Source organism: Synechococcus sp. W60.1 (assembly GCF_047461575.1).
Taxonomy (GTDB): domain Bacteria; phylum Cyanobacteriota; class Cyanobacteriia; order Thermostichales; family Thermostichaceae; genus Thermostichus.
In genome coordinates, this window is record NZ_JANSHL010000001.1 from 25,205 (window position 1) to 42,597 (window position 17,393).

Annotated in this window: 13 protein-coding genes and 1 pseudogene; 7 read left to right on the plus strand and 7 right to left on the minus strand. The window is 58.8% G+C overall.

Annotation, left to right across the window (positions count from 1 at the left end; genetic code table 11):
• The first annotated feature begins 169 nt into the window (after nt 1-169).
• The 3 genes from NW805_RS00110 to NW805_RS00120 all read left to right on the plus strand — a co-directional run bounded on the left by NW805_RS00110 (nt 170) and on the right by NW805_RS00120 (nt 4,590).
• Nucleotides 170-592 carry a plastocyanin/azurin family copper-binding protein gene (locus NW805_RS00110; protein WP_414421262.1) on the plus strand — a complete coding sequence of 141 codons (423 nt, stop codon included), beginning with the start codon at nt 170-172 and terminating at the stop codon, nt 590-592.
• A 66-nt stretch (nt 593-658) separates the two neighbouring features.
• A complete protein-coding gene (locus NW805_RS00115) occupies nt 659-3,151 on the plus strand; it encodes an HD family phosphohydrolase (RefSeq protein WP_414421263.1) in 2,493 nt (830 codons plus the stop codon).
• A 221-nt stretch (nt 3,152-3,372) separates the two neighbouring features.
• The gene (locus tag NW805_RS00120) at nt 3,373-4,590 is read left to right on the plus strand and encodes a glycosyltransferase (protein WP_414421264.1); all 1,218 of its coding nucleotides are present in this window, start codon (nt 3,373-3,375) and stop codon (nt 4,588-4,590) included.
• Between the two features lie 111 nt (nt 4,591-4,701).
• On the opposite strand, the gene NW805_RS00125 is transcribed toward NW805_RS00120, so the two are convergent.
• Together NW805_RS00125 and NW805_RS00130 are read right to left on the minus strand one after the other, a co-directional pair.
• Nucleotides 4,702-6,447, minus strand: a complete 1,746-nt coding sequence (locus tag NW805_RS00125) for a peptidoglycan D,D-transpeptidase FtsI family protein (protein ID WP_414421265.1) — start codon at nt 6,445-6,447, stop codon at nt 4,702-4,704.
• Complete coding sequence (locus NW805_RS00130; protein WP_414356597.1) at nt 6,396-6,542, minus strand: hypothetical protein; 147 nt, start codon at nt 6,540-6,542, stop codon at nt 6,396-6,398. The genes NW805_RS00125 and NW805_RS00130 overlap by 52 nt, the downstream gene beginning before the upstream one ends.
• A gap of 560 nt (nt 6,543-7,102) precedes the next feature.
• On the opposite strand from NW805_RS00130, the gene NW805_RS00135 reads away from it, so the two are divergent.
• The gene (locus NW805_RS00135) at nt 7,103-7,927 is read left to right on the plus strand and encodes a hypothetical protein (RefSeq protein ID WP_414421266.1); all 825 of its coding nucleotides are present in this window, start codon (nt 7,103-7,105) and stop codon (nt 7,925-7,927) included.
• Nucleotides 7,928-7,995: 68 nt separating this feature from the next.
• Complete coding sequence (locus NW805_RS00140; protein WP_414421267.1) at nt 7,996-9,582, plus strand: ArnT family glycosyltransferase; 1,587 nt, start codon at nt 7,996-7,998, stop codon at nt 9,580-9,582.
• Nucleotides 9,583-9,606: 24 nt separating this feature from the next.
• Here the strand turns inward: NW805_RS00140 and NW805_RS00145 are convergent, their stop codons facing one another.
• The 5 genes from NW805_RS00145 to NW805_RS00165 all read right to left on the minus strand — a co-directional run bounded on the left by NW805_RS00145 (nt 9,607) and on the right by NW805_RS00165 (nt 14,233).
• Nucleotides 9,607-10,971, minus strand: a complete 1,365-nt coding sequence (locus tag NW805_RS00145) for a gluconeogenesis factor YvcK family protein (RefSeq protein WP_414421268.1) — start codon at nt 10,969-10,971, stop codon at nt 9,607-9,609.
• Entirely contained in the window at nt 10,964-11,947 is a 984-nt protein-coding gene (rapZ, locus tag NW805_RS00150) for an RNase adapter RapZ (protein WP_414421269.1), read from the minus strand. Before rapZ ends, NW805_RS00145 begins: the two co-directional genes overlap by 8 nt.
• A gap of 102 nt (nt 11,948-12,049) precedes the next feature.
• Complete coding sequence (nth, locus tag NW805_RS00155; protein WP_414421270.1) at nt 12,050-12,754, minus strand: endonuclease III; 705 nt, start codon at nt 12,752-12,754, stop codon at nt 12,050-12,052.
• A 6-nt stretch (nt 12,755-12,760) separates the two neighbouring features.
• Nucleotides 12,761-13,858: an RIP metalloprotease RseP gene (gene rseP / locus NW805_RS00160; RefSeq protein ID WP_414421271.1), complete on the minus strand. Its 1,098-nt coding sequence runs from the start codon at nt 13,856-13,858 to the stop codon at nt 12,761-12,763.
• 132 nt (nt 13,859-13,990) lie between these two features.
• Complete coding sequence (locus tag NW805_RS00165; RefSeq protein WP_011432622.1) at nt 13,991-14,233, minus strand: NifU family protein; 243 nt, start codon at nt 14,231-14,233, stop codon at nt 13,991-13,993.
• A 221-nt stretch (nt 14,234-14,454) separates the two neighbouring features.
• Here NW805_RS00165 and NW805_RS00170 point away from each other — a divergent pair.
• Nucleotides 14,455-15,589: pseudogene (locus tag NW805_RS00170) on the plus strand (PIN/TRAM domain-containing protein).
• 44 nt (nt 15,590-15,633) lie between these two features.
• Entirely contained in the window at nt 15,634-17,379 is a 1,746-nt protein-coding gene (locus NW805_RS00175) for a sensor histidine kinase (protein WP_414421272.1), read from the plus strand.
• The last annotated feature ends 14 nt before the right edge of the window (nt 17,380-17,393 follow it).

Below are 17,393 nucleotides of genomic sequence, written 5' to 3' on the forward strand. Positions count from 1 at the left end.
GCTATCTTGAGTTTCCAGGCTACTCGCAGAGGAGTGAGAAGGGAGGAGTGAGAAGTGAGAAGGAGGAATCTCTTCTCTTTGCTCTTTTCTCTCTCCTCGTTGCTCTTTTCTCTTTGCTCTTTCCTCTCTCCTCGTTGTTGCAATGTTAAACAGGTTCTGTCATTTCCTGGTGCTGGGAATCTGGCTATCGGCCCTCATGATTGGGATCCCGCATCCGGTATGGGCGCGGGATCTCTCCAGACAAACGCCGCAGGAGAAGGTGGTTGAGTTGGGCACTGCCGACAATCAGTTGGTGTTTGCGCCCAAGGAACTGTCTTTTCACAACGGCAGCCTCTACCGTCTCCGCCTGAGCAACCCCAGCCAATTGAAACATTATTTCAGCGCCAAAGATTTTGCCGATGCCGTTTGGACCCGTAAGTTGGAAGTGGCCGGTGTGGAAATCAAGGGCCAGATCCGAGAATTGGAACTGAAGCCAGGCGCTTCGGTGGAGTGGCAATTTATTCCCCTGAAATCTGGGGTCTATTCTCTGGTTTGCACCATCCCCGGCCATGCAGAAGCAGGTATGGTGGGGCAGATTACCATCGGCGATTGAGATCCTCTTCCTGGGCTACCCGGCCAAAAGGGGATAGAAAAGAGAAAGACGCTGCCAGGCCAATCCATGAAAAACCCGCTCACGCCCAAAGCCCTTCGCGCCACCGACGCGAACGCGGAACACTGGACTCGGCGACGCCAGGCAGCTTCCCCTCGAAAGAGCAGGCCCCCCCTTTCGGAGCGGATTGCCGGCTATGCCCTCGCGCTTCTCTCCCTCACTGCCGTCCACGGGATCCGCTACTACAACGAACCACAACTGACCGTCGGCAGCCGTTCTCCGCAGACGTTTCTTGCCCCTGCTGCGGCGGAGATTGAAGATGTGGAGGCTACCCAGGCCCGACAAGCTGAGGCGCGACGGCGGGTGGTTCAGGCCCTCAAAATCAACAGCACCGCCAACGACAGCATGCGGCAAAACCTGGAGGGTCTCCTGGCTGAGGTGGAGGCCATCCGCCAAGAGGCAGGGCCTCTGCCCTATGTTTCTGTCCAGTTGCTGTCTCTGCCAACGCAGATCTACCTGCGCCAGCTTTCCCCGGAGGAGTGGGAACCCTTCCAGGCTCGCGTCCGACAAGAGGCCATCCGCGGAGCCACCCCATCTCCTTTGGAAGAGCCTTCTTCGGGGCGACCGGAGCAGCTTCCTCCGGAGCAGCGGGCCAAGCAAGAGCTTGTCGAGGTTTGGCAGCGGGCTTGGTTGGATGGATCGGCCACCCAGATGGCGGGGACGGATCCCTATACTCAGCTAATTGCCCAGGTGGAAGCGGCGCAGCAGCGCTATCGGGCAGCTTTGCCGGCTCTGGAGCAGCTCACCCCCCCTGTCCCGGCCACCGTTCTCAATTTGGCAGATGCGGATTGGCAGCATTTGCAAACCTTGAGTCGGCGGGTCTTGGAGCGTCTGCAGAAGATAGGGATCGTGGATGGCCTGCCCCGCGAAGTTCGCGCCGAAGGGATCCAAGCCCAACTGGACGATTTGATTTTTCCGGGCAGCGCCGCCCAACGACAGGAGCTGCAGGCCCTGGTCTATCAGTGGCTGCAGCAGGTGCTCATTCCCAACGTGGAGGTGGATCCCCAGCGCACCGAGCAGCGCATTCGCGCCGAGCTGGAAAAAGTCGAGCCGGTTCTGATCTCGGTTGCCGAGAACCAGGTGATCGTGCGAGCAGATCAGCTCATCACTCCCGAAATTTTTCTCATCTTGGACCACTTTGGGCTCACCCAGCGCGGGATCAACGTCTGGGGCTTGGTGGGGGTGGCCGGCGTGATGGGCCTGGGCCTGGCTGTCTTTGTGCCTCTGCAACAACGCTTGCGGCCAGGGTTGCGCCGCCGGGATCGAGTGTTGATCCTCATGGTTTCCCTGACCGCTCCCCTGTTGGCGGCCTTGTTCAAGCTGGAGTTCAGCTCCTTGCCGGCGGTGGGGCTGTTGCTGGGCAGTTTTTACGGGGCAGGGCTGGGCCTGGTGGTGGTGGTGGGCCAGGCGTTGTTTTTGCCCTTGGTCTCCTCTGCCAACCTGCTCACCGTCGTGCCCTTGTTGTCCGGCAGTGTGGTGGCCTCTGCCTTGGCCGGGCGTTCCCGCTCCCGAGAAGAGCTGGCCTTGTTGGGAGGAGGAGCGGCAGCGGTGCAGATGCTGGCCTACGGGGCGGTTAGCTTGGCCACCACCGGTGGCATCGACCTGTTGGCCATGGCTTTGGCAGGGGGAACCAGCTTGGGATGGAGCATTGTTGCCCTGGGAGCCAGCCCCTACCTGGAGCGCCTATTTGACTTAGCCACCCCCATTCGTCTGATCGAGTTGAGCAATCCCAATCGCACGCTGCTGCGGCGGCTGGCTGCAGAGGCCCCCGGCACCTTTCAGCACACTCTGTTTGTGGCCACTTTGGCAGAACGGGCTGCCCAAAAGCTGAACCTCAACGTGGAGCTGGTGCGCACCGGCACCCTCTACCATGACATCGGCAAGATGTTGCAGGCCCGCTACTTCATCGAGAACCAGATGGGCAGCCTCAACCCCCACGCCCAACTGGACGATCCCTATCGCAGCGCTCAGATCATCAAGGCCCACGTCAGCGATGGCCTGCGCCTGGCCAAGCAATACAACCTGCCTACCGCCGTCCAGGCGTTTATCCCTGAGCACCAGGGCACAATTCTGATTGCCTACTTTTACCATCAAGCCCAGATGAAAGCCGGGGATCAGCCGGTGCCCGAAGAACCGTTCCGCTACGATGGCCCGATCCCCCAGAGCAAGGAGACGGGGGTGGTGATGATGGCCGATGCCTGTGAAGCCGCCCTGCGCAGCATGACTCTGAGCGATGGCTTCGGCCCCGATGTGGTCGAGCGGGCAAAAGCTGTTGTCCGCAAAATTGCCCAGGCCCGTTGGCAAGATGGCCAGTTGGTTGATAGTGGGCTGACGCTGGAGGATTTGGAGGTGGTGGCGGACGCTTTTGTGGAGGTCTGGCGGGAATCCAACCACGAGCGCATTCCTTATCCCAGTTTCACCCCTGCCCCCTCGCTGCCTGAGACTGCCTCTGCTCAGGCCCAGATCCCGGTGTCGATGAGCCACTCCACGGGATCCCCTTAGCCAGGTGACCTCTCCCGTTCGCGTCAGTGAGACGGAGTCCTCAGAAGCTAAGTAGGTGGAGAAAGGTCTAGCCCTGCGGCTCATCGATCAGTACGATAGGGGATCGTTCTGTGGATCCAATGTGAACAAAGGCAGTCCTGGGATCTGCAGCCCTGGGCTGAGAGTCTTTGTTTCATTGTTTTTGGATGGCCTGCTGTTCGCGTCAGCGGGACTGAGTCTTTATGCCTTATGTAGCTCCTGCTTCATCCACCCATCCCCCTGTAGTCCCTCTTCAGATCCCGCCTTTGTCTTGCCCCAGCCCTGTGCAACTTTCGCTGGTCATTCCCACCTACAACGAAGCCTCTAGCATTGGCAGCTTAGTCAGACAATTGTGCGCCCACCTCGACACGATTCTACCGGGGGCCTATGAGCTGATTGTGGTGGATGACAACAGCCCGGATCACACCGCCAAGTTGGCCCAGGAGCTGCAGGAGGAGTTTCCCCAACTCAGCGTTATCTGCCGGCAGCGGGAACGGGGCCTGGCTACAGCAGTGGTGCGAGGATGGCAGGCTGCCCGCGGAGAGGTGTTGGGGGTTATGGATGGGGATTTGCAGCATCCGCCGGAGATTGTCCTCAAATTGTGGCCGCTCATCCAGAAAGGGGCAGATTTGGTGGTGGGCAGCCGCTATGCACCATCGGGAGGGGTGAGCCACTGGAGCCTGGGCCGGCGCATTGTCTCCCGCGGGGCCCAATGGATTGGGCTGGTTCTGCTGCCGGGAGTTTTCAGCCGTGTTTCCGATCCGTTGAGCGGACTGTTTCTGGTCAGACGCCAAGCCATTGCCGGGATCCCGCTCAACCCCAAGGGTTACAAGCTGCTGATCGAGGTGCTGGCTCGGGGCCGGGTGAAAACCATTGCTGAAGTCGGCTACATCTTTCAGGAGCGCCAGAACGGCGAGAGCAAAATTCAATTGCAAACCTGTCTCCAGTATCTCCACCACCTTATCTACTTGCGCTTTTCGCTGGGGCAGGTGGGATCCTTTTTGCGCTTCAGCACGGTTGGCCTATCCGGCACCTTGGTGGACATGGCTTTGCTCTATGTTTTGCACGATCCCACCAACTTAGGATGGGATCTCATAACCAGTAAGCTGGTTGCTTCGGAGGTGGCCATTCTCAATAACTTCCTCTGGAACGACCTGTGGACTTTTCGCCATGTGACCCGCTTGCAGCCGGGGCTCTTGAATCGCCTGCAGCGGTTGGCGAAGTTTAACGTTATCTGCTTAATTGGCTTGGTTCTCAACACTTCACTGGTGACCTTGCTGAGCGAGCGCTTGGGCATTCATTATCTATTGGCCAACTTAATTGCCATCGGTATTGTTGTATTCTGGAACTTCTACCTCAACTCCAAGCTGAGCTGGAGGAGTGCAGAGGTTAAGTCGGACTCTGTGGGTGGCCAGTCTTGAGTATGGCTTTTTCCAGGAAGAGCCAATCCGGAGGTATGGGCATTTCGCTCATTTCCTCACTGTCTGGGCCCCCTTTGGCATCCACCTTCGCCCCTTGTTCCTATGGCTGCGCTAAGTAGAGTTAGGGCGGATCCCCTCTAGGGCGATGATCTCCTGGATCACCGAGCGAACAACGGGAGCAGCCGTCGTCGAGCCGAAGGCATCTTCCCCCTGGGGCTCGTCGATCACCGCCAAGATCACGTAATTGGGGCGAATGGCCGGGAAATAGCCCACAAAACTGGTGATGCGCTTGCCGGGCAAATAGCCCCCCCGTGGCCCGGCTTTCTGGGCAGTGCCGGTTTTGCCAGCGATCTCATACCCCTCGATCTTGGCCGATTGCCCCGTGCCAAAGTCCACCACATCCCGCATTTGGATACGCACTGCCAGCGTGGCTTGCTCGGATAGTACCCGCACCGGCTGCGGCTGCGGGGATCCCCAAACCAGAGTATCCGTATCCTTCTCCACCAAGCCTCGCACCACATGGGGCTGTACTTTCAGTCCGCCATTGGCAATGATGCAGTGCATGGCAGCCAACTGTAGAGGAGTGAGGGCCAGCCCCTGGCCGAAAGCGACAGTGGCCCGCTCCACCGGCACCGTAACAAACTGTCGCAGCGGTTTCAAACGGCTGGCCGGCTCAAAGGGCAAATCCACGCCACTGCGCTCGTTTAATCCCAGCCGCAGCAGGGCGTTGTAGTACTGGCGGGGATCCAGCTTGCGCATTAGATGTACCATGCCCACATTGCTGGATTGCCGCAGGATATCCGTGACGCTCATCCAGCCATGGGCCCCTCGCTGGTGGTAGTCGTAATTTTGAATGGGCCACTGACCGATGAGAATCCGACCCTCGTCATAGACCCGCTCATCTGCCCTGAAGGCTCCAGCATCCAACCCAATGGCAATGTTGATGGGCTTGAAGGTGGATCCCGGCTCATACAAATCCGTTACGGCCCAGTTGCGAAAAAGACCGGGGTCATACTCAAAGTAGCGGTTGGGGTCATAGGTGGGCTCGCTCACCAGAGCCAAAATCTCCCCCGTGTGGGGCTGCAAGATGATCACCGTACCCCGCAGCGCTCGAAACCGTTGCAGTTGGGCTTTCAGGGCAGCGCGGGCAGCTCTTTGCAGGCGCATATCTAGGGTAAGTTGCAGCACCGTCTCGCCAGATTGCAGCAGCCCTTCCGGCACCTCGGCAGCCAACAGTCGTCCGTAGCCATCGCGAGGAATAGTAACAGGTTGAACGGTACGCTCCAGCAGCTCTTGCCGGGAATATTCGACTCCTGCTTGGCCCTGATGATCCAGATCTACATAGCCTACCACCTCAGCGGCCATCTCTTTTTGGGGGTAAACGCGTTGCCGCTCGCTCACCAGCTCCAGGCCATCCAGATGCAGAGCCTGAATTTGATCTGCCACCTCCTGGGATACCCAGCGCTCCACCCGCACTGCCTGATTGGCCGATAGCCGCTGCGCCAGTTGCTCCACCGGACGCCGCAACAGGGGAGCAAGAGCGGTGGCAATTTCCTCTGGAGTGCGTTTGCCAAAGAGGCGGGGATGGGCCCAGAGAGTATAGACGGGGCGATCTACGGCCAGCAATTCTGCCTGCTGCTTGGCAATAGAATGACGATCCACAATTGAGCGACGAGGAATGAAAGGTCTTAGCTGGGCTCGCTGCTGGGCTTCGGCTCGCTGCTGCAATAGGGGTGCCTGTTGATGTTGCAAATAAACCAGACGTGCTCCTGTTACAAATAGGGCGATGATCAAAGCTAGTCCGGTCATGCCGGCGCGAAAGTCAAGCTGGCGGGCCGTCGGGATCCGATCCCCCAAGAGCCATCCCAGCGCTGTTCCCCACTGCCTAGAGCTTCGCGGTGAAGGGATCCAAGAACCTCTGCGTCGGCGCCGTTGAGCAAGTTGCCGGCCATTTTGCCTTGTCTCCAGAGATTTCGGCACAGGCCGCCCTACCCTAGCCCTAGGTCTGCCTTCCATTGCAATCCTCACATGAGCACCACCGCTAGTTTGGCGCTCATCCCACTGTTATGCCACCCCACAGCTTCTGGGAAAGACCTTGGGATCCCGAAAAGCAGCCAGGACATTTTAGAGGTATTGGAGATAACATAATACCTCAGAACATGAATTAGGTGCGGGCAAATCCTCAGACTTTTCGCACTTGGATCCACAGTTTTAAATCACATTCAAAAGAAACTGGGAAGACATTAAAAACCTAACTCACTTGCGTACATTCAACAGCTCAAACCTTTAACTTGCTTGATTTAATTTAAAACCTCTTCCCGGCGCCTCGTGCAGTCAGCCACTCAATTTCCGCTCCTGGTTGGAGAGAGGGGAAGTTGAATACAGCACAGCGAAAACCGGAGGACTTACTGCTTTTCATAATTTTTTAAACGCTTCGTATTCTCGGAAACAGACGACCAACAGACTAGCAAGTTATAATCTGAGCAAATCCGGCTTTCTTGGAGTTAAGTCTATGAAATGCGTGAAGGAAAGCCCCAGCAAGCGCGTATACCAAGAGAAAGTTTCGTGTTTGGGCCCTTTTCTTACCTTCATGTACCTCTCGTTCTTGGCTTTATTGTGGTTTTCCCTAGGCGATCGCCACTTCACCTGCTTTCGAGTTGCCCAGTCTGCGGTTAACTGCGAAGTGTTTTTCAAGCCGCTTCTGCCTTTGCCAAGTACGACTGAGCTCTACAAGGACGTGAGAGGGGCTGAAACCAAAACCGAAATCGAGACAGATGAAGATGGAGACAGAACAACCTACTACTATGTCACGCTGAAAACTCCTGCAGGAGAAAGGGAAGCCTGGTCGGCTTCCAGTGAGAGTGAGGCTCAGGGACTGGCAAGGCGCATTCAGTCTTTTGTGAACGGCACAGAGAGTCAGCTCTTGGTAGATAGCGATAAGTTCGACTTAGGAGATTTAGTGATTGTGATCTTGTTTTCCCTCATCTCATTGCCATTTCTTTTGATAGGGGTTTCTATGCTGATATCGGCTTTGTGGCGCCGCCGCGTGACTTTGGACAGCTCCCTGTACCAAATCCAGGAGGAGTACCTCACTCCTTTTGGATCGCGAGGGCAGAAAACTTATTCCTTCCGAGATGTGCAGCAGGTCACGGTTCAGGCCAGGACAGATTCTGATGGCGATACTAGCTTTTCGGTAGAGGTGACATTGCAATCACAGAAGCCTTTGCTATCCATCTTCAGTAGCAGTGAACGGGAGGCGCGGGCAGAGGCCGAGAAGCTAGGTCAACTTTTGGGGCGTCCGGTCATTTTGCTGGAGACAAAAAAATCAGATTGCTAAAGGGACGTAGACTCGGAGGGTGTTAAAGGTAAGTTAGATCTGTCGATTTGCCAAAAGGGATCCCCTTGGTGCCCAGGGCCGTTTTGCTCATTCTAGGGCTGAGCTTGCTGCTGCGCTGGCTGGTGGCTGCCCTTTTGCCGCCGGGCTTTGACGAAGCCTACTACTACCTCTACACCCGCCATCTGGATTGGAGCTATTTTGACCATCCGCCGCTGGTGGCCTGGACAACGGGCTTGGGGCCTGCCTTGACCGGCCAGGTGTCGGCTTTTTCTATTCGACTGGGATCCCTGCTGCTCTATTCTGGCTCTTCCCTACTCCTTTACTACACCGGAGCGCGCCTTTTCTCTGATCGGGCAGGACTGATCAGCTTGGCGGCTATCAGCATCGCGCCGATCCTTTGGATTGGGTTTGGGGTGCTGACCTTGCCGGATAGCCCGCTGATCTTTTTTACGGCAGCAACCTTGTGGGTGGCCGCTCAGGAGTTTTTTCCGGCTCCTTTGGGGCAGGGGAAATTGGCTGTCTATGGGGCGGCTCGCTATCGGCCAGGGCCTAGGCTAGCACTCACAGGTCTCTTGGTGGGGCTGGCCTGCTTGGGGAAGTACCACGGCTTGGCTTTGGGGTTCGGCCTGGTACTCTTTTGTCTGCTCAGCCCAGTTCATCGCTGTGCCTTGAGGTCGGGCTGGACGGTGCTGGCGGTGCTGGGTTTTGTGCTGGCCTTTAGCCCGGTGCTGCTCTGGAACGCTCAGCAGGATTGGGTCTCCTTTCGCTTTCAGGCGGGGCGGGCAGTGCCGGAGACAGGGTATCAACTGCCAGCGCTGGGGCTGACAATCCTTTCTGAAGTCTTTTACCTGTTTCCCAGCTTGGGGATCCCTTTGTGGTGGGCGAGTTTGGCAGGGATGGGTCGGGTGGCGCTGCAAATTCTCCGCGGGATACGGCTGACGGATGAAGAGTTAAAGCACCTTTTGATCCTGGCCTGTGGGTTGCCGCTGGTGTTGGCCTTTACCTTGATGGGAAGCTACCGGCCCATTCTGCCCACCTGGCCCATGCCGGGGTTTTGGGTGCTGACGTTGCTGCTGGGATCCTTCTGGGAACGGTGGCCGGGAGCGAAGCGAACCTTGGTGGGGACGGCAGTGATGGTGAGTTTGGTGGTGGGGGTGGGGCTGGCCCATGTGCGCTACGGCCTGCTGCAAGAGCCGGGAGGGATGGGGCTGTGGCCGGTGGAGAGGGATCCCTCTACTCAGCTCATTGAAATTGAGCAGTTGCGGCAGCGGTTTCGGACAGATCCCCACCTGGCCCAAGCCCTTGAGGAGGCAGAGTTCGTTTTTACCAATGCCTATTTTTTGGGCGGTCAGATCGCCATGGCCCTGGCTCCGCTGACGGACAAGCCTCTGACCTGCCTGGATGCGGATTTGCGGGGCTTTGCCTTTTGGTCGCAGCCGCAGGATTGGCTGGGGCAGGATGGGCTGCTCATCACTTCCAAGCTGTTCCAGCCGAGGGCAGGGATCCCGGCCACCTATGGCGACTACTTTGCCCAAATCGAGCCTGTGGCCGAGGTTCCCCTGGTGCGGGCAGGGGCGGTGGCGCAAACCTTTCAGGTGTACCTGGCTCGACAGATGCGCAAGCCCTATCCCCGTCCCTATTCCCGCCTGCAATAACAGCAGAGGACATCCTGGGCAAAGCTAGAGGGGGCGATGTCTGTCGAACCAGCGCATCAGCATTGCAGCCAAGCGTTCGGGGTTGTGGCGCACCAAGCCGGTCTCTGGATCCTCTTGCATGACGTTAGCCAAAACGGCACGGCAGCCCAGGTAAGCCAGTTTGTCGGGATCCAGCACCACAAACTCAGAACCGCTGCGGCGGTAATGCTCCAAAGCGCGCGGGGAGGGTGGCTCCCGCTGCACCAGCACGCCGTCAAATAGGCGCACTCCTGCCACCCGATCCAAAGCCATGACGTGATCCCCAACGGTATAGCCGTCGGTTTCCCCCGGCTCGGTCATGATGTTGCAGACGTAGATGTGGGGGGCCATATTTCTGGCGATGGCCTCGACAATTTCCGGCACCAACAGGTTGGGAATGATGCTGGTGTAGAGGCTACCCGGCCCCAGCACCACAAACTCTGCCGCCTCAATAGCCTCGATGACTTCCGGTAGGGCGGGAGGGTTGGGGGGGTCACAGCCGATTCGGCAAATGCGTCCTCCGGCTTTGGCAATGTTGGACTCTCCCACCACGCGGCGGCCATCGCTCAGCTCCGCCCAAAGGGTGACATCCGCCAGGGTGGCCGGCAGCACCCGCCCCTGAATGGCCAAGACTTGTGAGGTGGCAGTGATGGCCCGAATCAAGTCGCCGCCGGTTACCGCGGTGAGGGCAGTGATGAACAGGTTGCCGAAGCTGTGGCCGCTTAGCCCTTCCCCCGACTGGAAGCGATATTGAAACAGCTCGGTGAGCAGCTTTTCCTCGTTGGCCAGAGCAGTGAGGCAGTTGCGGATATCGCCGGGGGGCAAAACGCCGATCTCCCGCCGCAGACGCCCTGAGGATCCCCCGTCATCGGCCACCGTGACAATGGCCGTGATGTTGGAGCTGTAGCGCTTCAGACCCCGCAGCAGATTGGAGAGGCCGGTACCGCCCCCCAGCACCACAATGCGGGGACCACGGCTGAGACGCCGCCGCGACAACAGCTTATCCACCAGCGCTTCATCTCCCTCGGGGATCAGCACATCCTCGATGGAGCGCATGGCGCTGCGAAACCCCAGCACCACCATCACCAGCCCGATCCCAGTCACCAGGGGGCCACTGATGTTGTTCGGGATCCAAGTGGTGATCAGGCGCAGGGTGATGTCGATCAGCCGCTTCAGGCGAAAGATGGGGGTCAACTCCGTCCAGATGGCAATGCCCAGCACCATCAGCAGCACGCCCCCAACCGCCAGGCTCAGCCAGCGTTTAACGGCTAAACCGGGAAAGAGCCATTTCCAGCCACTTCCCGGCCAAGCAGCCTTGCGGCGGCGAATGCCCCAAGCGGCGGACTTGTTGCTGGGCACAGGCTTAGGCATGGGAAGGTGCAGGAACGCCGGCCAAAGGGATCCTAACCTGTTGCTGGGCAACGCCGGCTTCGCCGGGCGCCGGGCCAAAGCGGGCTTCCAGCTCCCGCTGAGAGTCGAGCAGATGGCGATGCTGAACCTGAACATTCAGGTCGGGAAGAACGTGGTTGCCGGCAGGGACAGTCCAAGGCTGCAGATCCTGGGCCAGGCGCTCCACCAGAGCCACCGAGCGGTGCTGGCCGCCGGTACAGCCGATGGCCAAAGTCAGGTGGGGGCGACGTTCTGCGCGATAGTGGGGCCAAAATGCTTTGACCAAGGACAAGATGTGCTGATAGGTGGACTGTGTAATGGGATCCGCAAACAAGAACTCCTGCAGCAGGGGATCCTGCCCAGTGAGGCGACGCAGATGGGGCTGAAAGAAGGGGTTGGGCAAAAAACGCACATCGAACAGCAAGTTGGCATCGGGGGGAACGCCGTATTTGAAACCGAAGCTGACCAGCCTTAGGTTGAGGGGCTGGGGGATCCCTTGCACCAAAGCTTGCAATTGCTGCCGCAGTTGCTGGGCATTGAGGTCGGAGGTATCCAACCAGTGGGTGCAGCGTTCCCGCACCGGGGCCAGAGCCAGCCGCTCTTGCTCAATGGCCTCCAACAAACCGGCAGCTTCCCCGTAGGGATGGGGACGGCGGTGGGCGCTGAGACGGTTGAGCAACACTGGGGAGCGGGCCTCCAAGAATAGGAAAGGGATCCCTTGCGATTGCACCCAAGCAGCCAGGGTGGGAACTTGATCCCGGTACTCCTGGGCGTGGAGATTCAAGCTGATGGCCAAAGCAGCGTGATGGGTCCGCATCGCCTCAACCAAGGGGATCACCTGGGCGGGCGGGATCCCTTCTAGGCTGGTGTACCCCAGTTGTTCCAACTGCTGGATGGCCAAAGTTTTCCCGGATCCCGTCAGGCCGGCAATGACCAGAACGGGGGGCGCGACTGACATGGGTTTATCCTGCATGGAGCTTATTCTAGGGCGAGAGGCGGCCAAAACAAGCGCCGGAAGAATGGGGGGCTCAGCCACGCGGGGCGCCTAGAAACCATCATCTCAGGCCGGCGAGGCTTTTGTAGCTTTTTTATCCGTTTTCTCGGCCGGTGCAGCCGATCCCAGAAGAGGAGCGCTGGGGCAGAGATCCGCCAAAAAACATTGCTGGCACAGAGGCCTGCGGGCAGTGCAGATGGCCCGCCCGTGGTCGATCAGACGGATAGACCAGTTCTCCCAATCCGCCTGCGGCAACAACTGCATCAGATCCTTTTCGATGCGCACGGGATCCTCATGCTCGGTAAGGCCGAGGCGGCGGCTGAGGCGCTTGACATGGGTATCGACGGTAACCCCGGCATGGATGCCAAAAGCATGGGCCAGCACCACATTGGCCGTCTTACGGGCCACACCGGGTAGGGTGAGCAGCTCCGGCATGGTGCGGGGCACTTGGCCACCGAAATCGCTCAAGATCTTGCGGCAGGCTTCCTGAATGTGTTTGGCCTTGTTGCGATAGAAGCCGGTGGAATGGATGAGAGCCTCGATCTCCTCTCGCGGCGCTGTCGCCAGGGCCTGGGCATCCGGGAAGCGACGAAACAGCTCTGGCGTTACCTGATTCACCCGCTCATCCGTACACTGAGCCGAGAGGATGGTTGCCACCAAGAGCTGCAGCGGCGTCCGGTAGTGGAGGGCACAGGTGGAGTTGGGGTAGTGGCGCTTCAGCCGGAGCAGGATCTCCAAAGCTCGCTGGCGCAAGGCCCGTTTGCTGGCCATCTTCCCCTAGCCCGACCCGGTGACAATGGCGAGGGTGTCTTTGAAGATCAGCACCACCCCCAATCCCAGCAACAACACCAAGCCCGTCTGCATCACCCGCTCCTCCAGATGCTTGGGCAGCCGTTTGCCGCGAATCGCCTCCAGGATCAAAAAGGCAATGTGTCCCCCGTCCAAGGCGGGCAAGGGCAACAGGTTGAGAAAGGCCAGGTTAATGCTAATCAAAGCGGTGAAATTAAACAGGCTGGCGGCGTCATCGCGGGCCAGATCCGCCCCAATCTTGACGATCCCCACCGGGCCGGAGACCTGAGCAGCCGTGCTTTGGAAATTCTGAACCAACTGCTGCAGGCCGTTCAGATTGAGCATCACCACCCGCTGGTAGGCATTTCCCGCCTCCGTGAGGATCTCGGCCACGCTCTGGGCGGGGCGCAAGGTCACCTCTTGATTGGGGGCCAAGGTCACCCCAATGGCCACCGTCTCTCCCCGCGCCGCCGGGATCACCGTCAACTGCAGGGGATCCCCTTCCCCACGCTGCACCTCCAGGGGAATGGCCCGGTTCTCGCTGCTGCGGATCAGCACCTGAAAATCGTTCAGAGCTGCCAAGGCCGCCGTCTCGTCGGCAATCCCCCTGTAATCGCGATCAGCTGCCTGCAACACCACATCCCCTGCCTTCAGGCCGGCCTGCTCCGCCGGGCTATCGGGCATCACCTGAGGGATGAGAATGCCGGGATGGATGCGCGTTACCGAGGGGATCCCCACCGAGGCGAACATCAACGCCAGCACCAGATAGGCGAAGAGCAGGTTGGCCATCACCCCTGCACTCATCACCACCAGGCGATCCAGCACGGGGCGGTTTTTCAGCAGATCCGGGTCGTCGGGCGGGTAGGGAGAATGTTCATCCTCGTCAGGAAAGCCCACGTAGCCCCCCAGCGGCAGGGCGCGAATGGCATACTCTGTCTCCCTGCCCTGGTATCGCCACAGCACCGGCCCAAACCCCAGCGAGAAGCGGTTGACATGGATCCCTTGGAGTTTGGCTGCCGCAAAATGGCCTGCCTCATGCACCAGGATCAGCAGGGCGAGAATGGCGATGGAGAGGAGAACAGACATGCGCTAGCTCTGAAGAAGGCACAGAAGAAAGAAGTGGGGAGCAGAGAGCCACCCGAGGCTATTTATCAAGGCACATAATCCAACACATGATAAAGAACCCTAAAGGAATCTCACAAAAACCTACAGGGCCCCTCAGAATACCTGCTCCACTTCTAAAATGTCGGGGATGCTTTCCCGCAACTTGCGCTCAATGCCCATCTTCAAAGTCATGGTTGAGCTGGGGCAGGCTCCACAGGCCCCTTGCAGGCGCAGCTTGACCACCGGGCCATCGATTTCCACCAATTCCACATTGCCCCCATCGGCCATCAAGTAAGGACGCAGCTCGTTCAGGACTTTCTCGACGTTCTCGGTATTGAGTTCCAGTGCTTGTGCCATGGTTGCTTTTAGCCTCGTTGAGATTTGGATTGTAGCGGTTTCTCCACAGACCCCTCAAGTCGGCAAGGGATCGCTATGATTTCAGCATAGTCTGAATCCTTCTGGGGGAGGGCTGGTTGGGTTGTCCGGATCCCTCCAACGCCAGACGACTAGAATGAGTAGGAAGCAGATTTGCCTATTCCCAGCAGCATCACCCACTCAGCAGGGCCGTCTTTTTCCTTATGCTAGACGCTTTACTGGTCATGATCTTCATGTTGGCGGGAGCTGGCCTCGGGTTTTATGGCCTGGATCTGCTCCCTCCTGCCGCCATTCAGGGGGCCAATGTGGAAGGAGCCCGTGTCGTCACCAGCGGCTTTGGCCTGCTGGCAGGACTGGCTTTGGGATCCCTGGTGCGCTGGAGCTACCGTCGCTTCGAGGCCAATGTGCGCTCCTTGCCGCCGGACGTGTTGATCAGCCGCTCGGTGGGGTTGGTGATCGGCTTGGTGATTGCCAATCTGGCCATGGCTCCTGTGTACTTGCTGCCCCTGCCCCCCCCAACTCAATAGGTTCCTCGAGCCACTGGCTTCGGTCTTTTTCAGCTTGGCCTTTGCCTATCTGGGGGTCAGCCTGGCCGATACCCACGGCCCCTCGCTGCTGCGGCTGTTTAACCCCAACTATGCTTTGCAGGCAGCCCTCTGGGCGGAGGGCAATGTGGTGGCTGCCACGGCCAAGGTTTTGGACACCAGCTCCATCATCGATGGCCGAGTGGCTCAGTTAATCGAGACAGGTTTTTTGGAAGGAACCCTGGTGGTTCCTCGCTTTGTGCTGACGGAATTGCAGACCATTGCCGACAAAGCCGATGCCCAAAAACGAGAGCGGGGCCGCAAAGGCTTGGATACCCTGCAGTCTTTGCGAGAGGCCTACCCCGATCGTTTCGTCATTCACGAAGCCAACTATCCGGATCTGAGCACTGTGGACGAAAAGCTGGTGCGCCTCACCCAAACCGTGGGGGGAACGCTGCTCACCACCGATTACAACCTGAAGAAGGTGGCGGCTCTGCAGGGGGTCAAGGTGCTGAATGTGAATGAGTTGGCCGAGGCGCTGCGGCCCATCTATGTTGCCGGCGACAGCTTTGATATCAAGATCACCCGCGAAGGAAAAGAGCCAGGTCAAGGGGTAGGCTACTTGGAAGACGGCACCATGGTGGTGGTGGAAGAAGGGCAGCGCTCTGTGGGCAAAACCCGCTCTGTGGTTGTGACCAGCGCCATTCAAACCTCAGCAGGCCGCATGATCTTCGCCCGCCTCAACAAGGACTCTGCCCCACTAACCCGCCCGGCCTCTGATCCGGCCAGCCCGGCTTCCTCTGGAAAAACCTGAGTTTTGGCCTACGTTCCCCTAGCGCAATGGTGGCTTCATCCCAAATGGGCGCCCTCCGACCCACTCCGATGTTCTACACGCAGGATCGCCAGAGGCGCTTCTGGAGTTTTTACTGGGAAGATGCCGAGAAATATGGCATCCACCCTCAGCACATCGTGAGCGGACAGCAAATCTGGGAGGTGGCCAACGCTGGAGAGTACGAAGCCAAGCTCAACCAGGTCTTTGCAAGCGGGGATCCCCTCTCCTACGAATGCCAGGTGCTCTCGCCCCGCTACAAGTTGCATCTCCATCTTTCGCTCAACCCTGTACGGGACATGGAAGGGGAGGTGGTGGCGATTTCGGTGGTGGGCAAGTTGCTGGGGGCCACGCCTTTTGCGCTGGCCGGAGGAGCCAGCAGCCCCAACAGCCAGCCCCATCCTGTCCTGGCCGACCCGGTACAGGGGATCACGACGCAGTTGGTGCGCAACATCCGGCATTCCCTGGATATCCGGCAACTGTGCCAGCAGACCGTGGAGCAGTTGGGGCAACTGTTTGGGGTAGACCGCTGCCTAATGGCCCTCTACGAGGTGGGGCAGGACTCCCTCACGGTCAATGCCGAGTACCGCCGCCATCCTGGGGATCCCTCCCTCCTCAACCAGACCCTGCGGCTGGCAGATTACCCCCATTTGTTGCAGGCCCTCAGACAGGAAGAGCCGGTGGAGGCGGGGCGACATCTGGCCATTGCCATGTCTTACCAGGGCTACGCCAACAGCCTGCTCTGGCTGGAAATGCTGGATCCGAACAGGGTTCCTGTTTGGCAGCCAAGCCACATTCAGGTGCTCCAGAGCATTGCCACCTACCTGGGCGCAGCCATTGCCCACGCCATTTTGCTGGATCAAAGTCGCCAACTGGCAACCCGCTTGCAGTTAGCCAACCAGACGCTGCGCCAGAAAAATAAGGAGCTGGAGCAGGCCCGTGCCCAAGCAGAATCGGCCAACCAACTGAAAAGCCAATTCCTGGCCAACACCTCCCACGAGCTGCGCACCCCCCTAAACGGGATCATCGGCTTTATCAAGCTGGTGCTGGACGGGATGGCCGAAAACCGCGAAGAGGAGCTGGACTTCTTGCAGGAGGCCTATCGCTCTGCCCTGCACCTGTTGGCCCTGATCAACGATGTGCTGGATATCGCCAAGATCGAGGCGGGCAAAATGCAGTTGGAGTTCCAGCCCTGCGACCTGCGAGCCTTGTTTAAGGATGTGGAGGCCAAGACCAGCTTGCAGGCCAGCCAAAAGGGCTTACAACTGAGCTTTCACTTGCCCAACACTGCAGATCAGATTTTGCTCTTGGGAGATTATCAGCGTCTGTTGCAGGTGATGCTCAATTTGGTGGGGAATGCCATCAAGTTTACCCCCAAGGGCTCGGTAACCGTGCGAGCGGATATCCTGCCCGGCAACCCGGGTTTGGCCCGCATCCGCGTCATCGACACAGGGATCGGGGTATCGCTGGAAAAGCAGCAAAAACTGTTTCAGGCTTTCACACAGGTGGATGGTTCCACCACCCGCCAATATGGGGGGACGGGCTTGGGCCTGGCCATCAGCCAACGCCTGGTGGAGGCGATGGGAGGAGAGATCAATTTCTACAGCTTGGGCGAAGGGCTGGGATCCACCGTCACCTTTACGGTGCCCCTCTACCGCAAGCCGCTCCTGAGCGGGGATCCGAACCCAGAGGCGCTCCCTGCTCAACCCGCCCGAGATAGACCTGAGGATGCGGATCCCACCTTGATTTCTGTTCCCAACTCAGTCCAGCGATGACCCACCCGGCCATT

Coding starts and splice junctions, on each gene's coding strand:
- NW805_RS00135 (WP_414421266.1), top strand. CDS start 7,103: ATGAAATGCGTGAAGGAAAGCCCCAGCAAGCGCGTATACCAAGAGAAA.
- NW805_RS00130 (WP_414356597.1), bottom strand. CDS start 6,542: ATGGCCGGCAACTTGCTCAACGGCGCCGACGCAGAGGTTCTTGGATCC.
- nth (WP_414421270.1), bottom strand. CDS start 12,754: ATGGCCAGCAAACGGGCCTTGCGCCAGCGAGCTTTGGAGATCCTGCTC.
- NW805_RS00120 (WP_414421264.1), top strand. CDS start 3,373: ATGCCTTATGTAGCTCCTGCTTCATCCACCCATCCCCCTGTAGTCCCT.
- rapZ (WP_414421269.1), bottom strand. CDS start 11,947: ATGTCAGTCGCGCCCCCCGTTCTGGTCATTGCCGGCCTGACGGGATCC.
- NW805_RS00175 (WP_414421272.1), top strand. CDS start 15,634: ATGGGCGCCCTCCGACCCACTCCGATGTTCTACACGCAGGATCGCCAG.
- NW805_RS00115 (WP_414421263.1), top strand. CDS start 659: ATGAAAAACCCGCTCACGCCCAAAGCCCTTCGCGCCACCGACGCGAAC.
- NW805_RS00165 (WP_011432622.1), bottom strand. CDS start 14,233: ATGGCACAAGCACTGGAACTCAATACCGAGAACGTCGAGAAAGTCCTG.
- rseP (WP_414421271.1), bottom strand. CDS start 13,858: ATGTCTGTTCTCCTCTCCATCGCCATTCTCGCCCTGCTGATCCTGGTG.
- NW805_RS00145 (WP_414421268.1), bottom strand. CDS start 10,971: ATGCCTAAGCCTGTGCCCAGCAACAAGTCCGCCGCTTGGGGCATTCGC.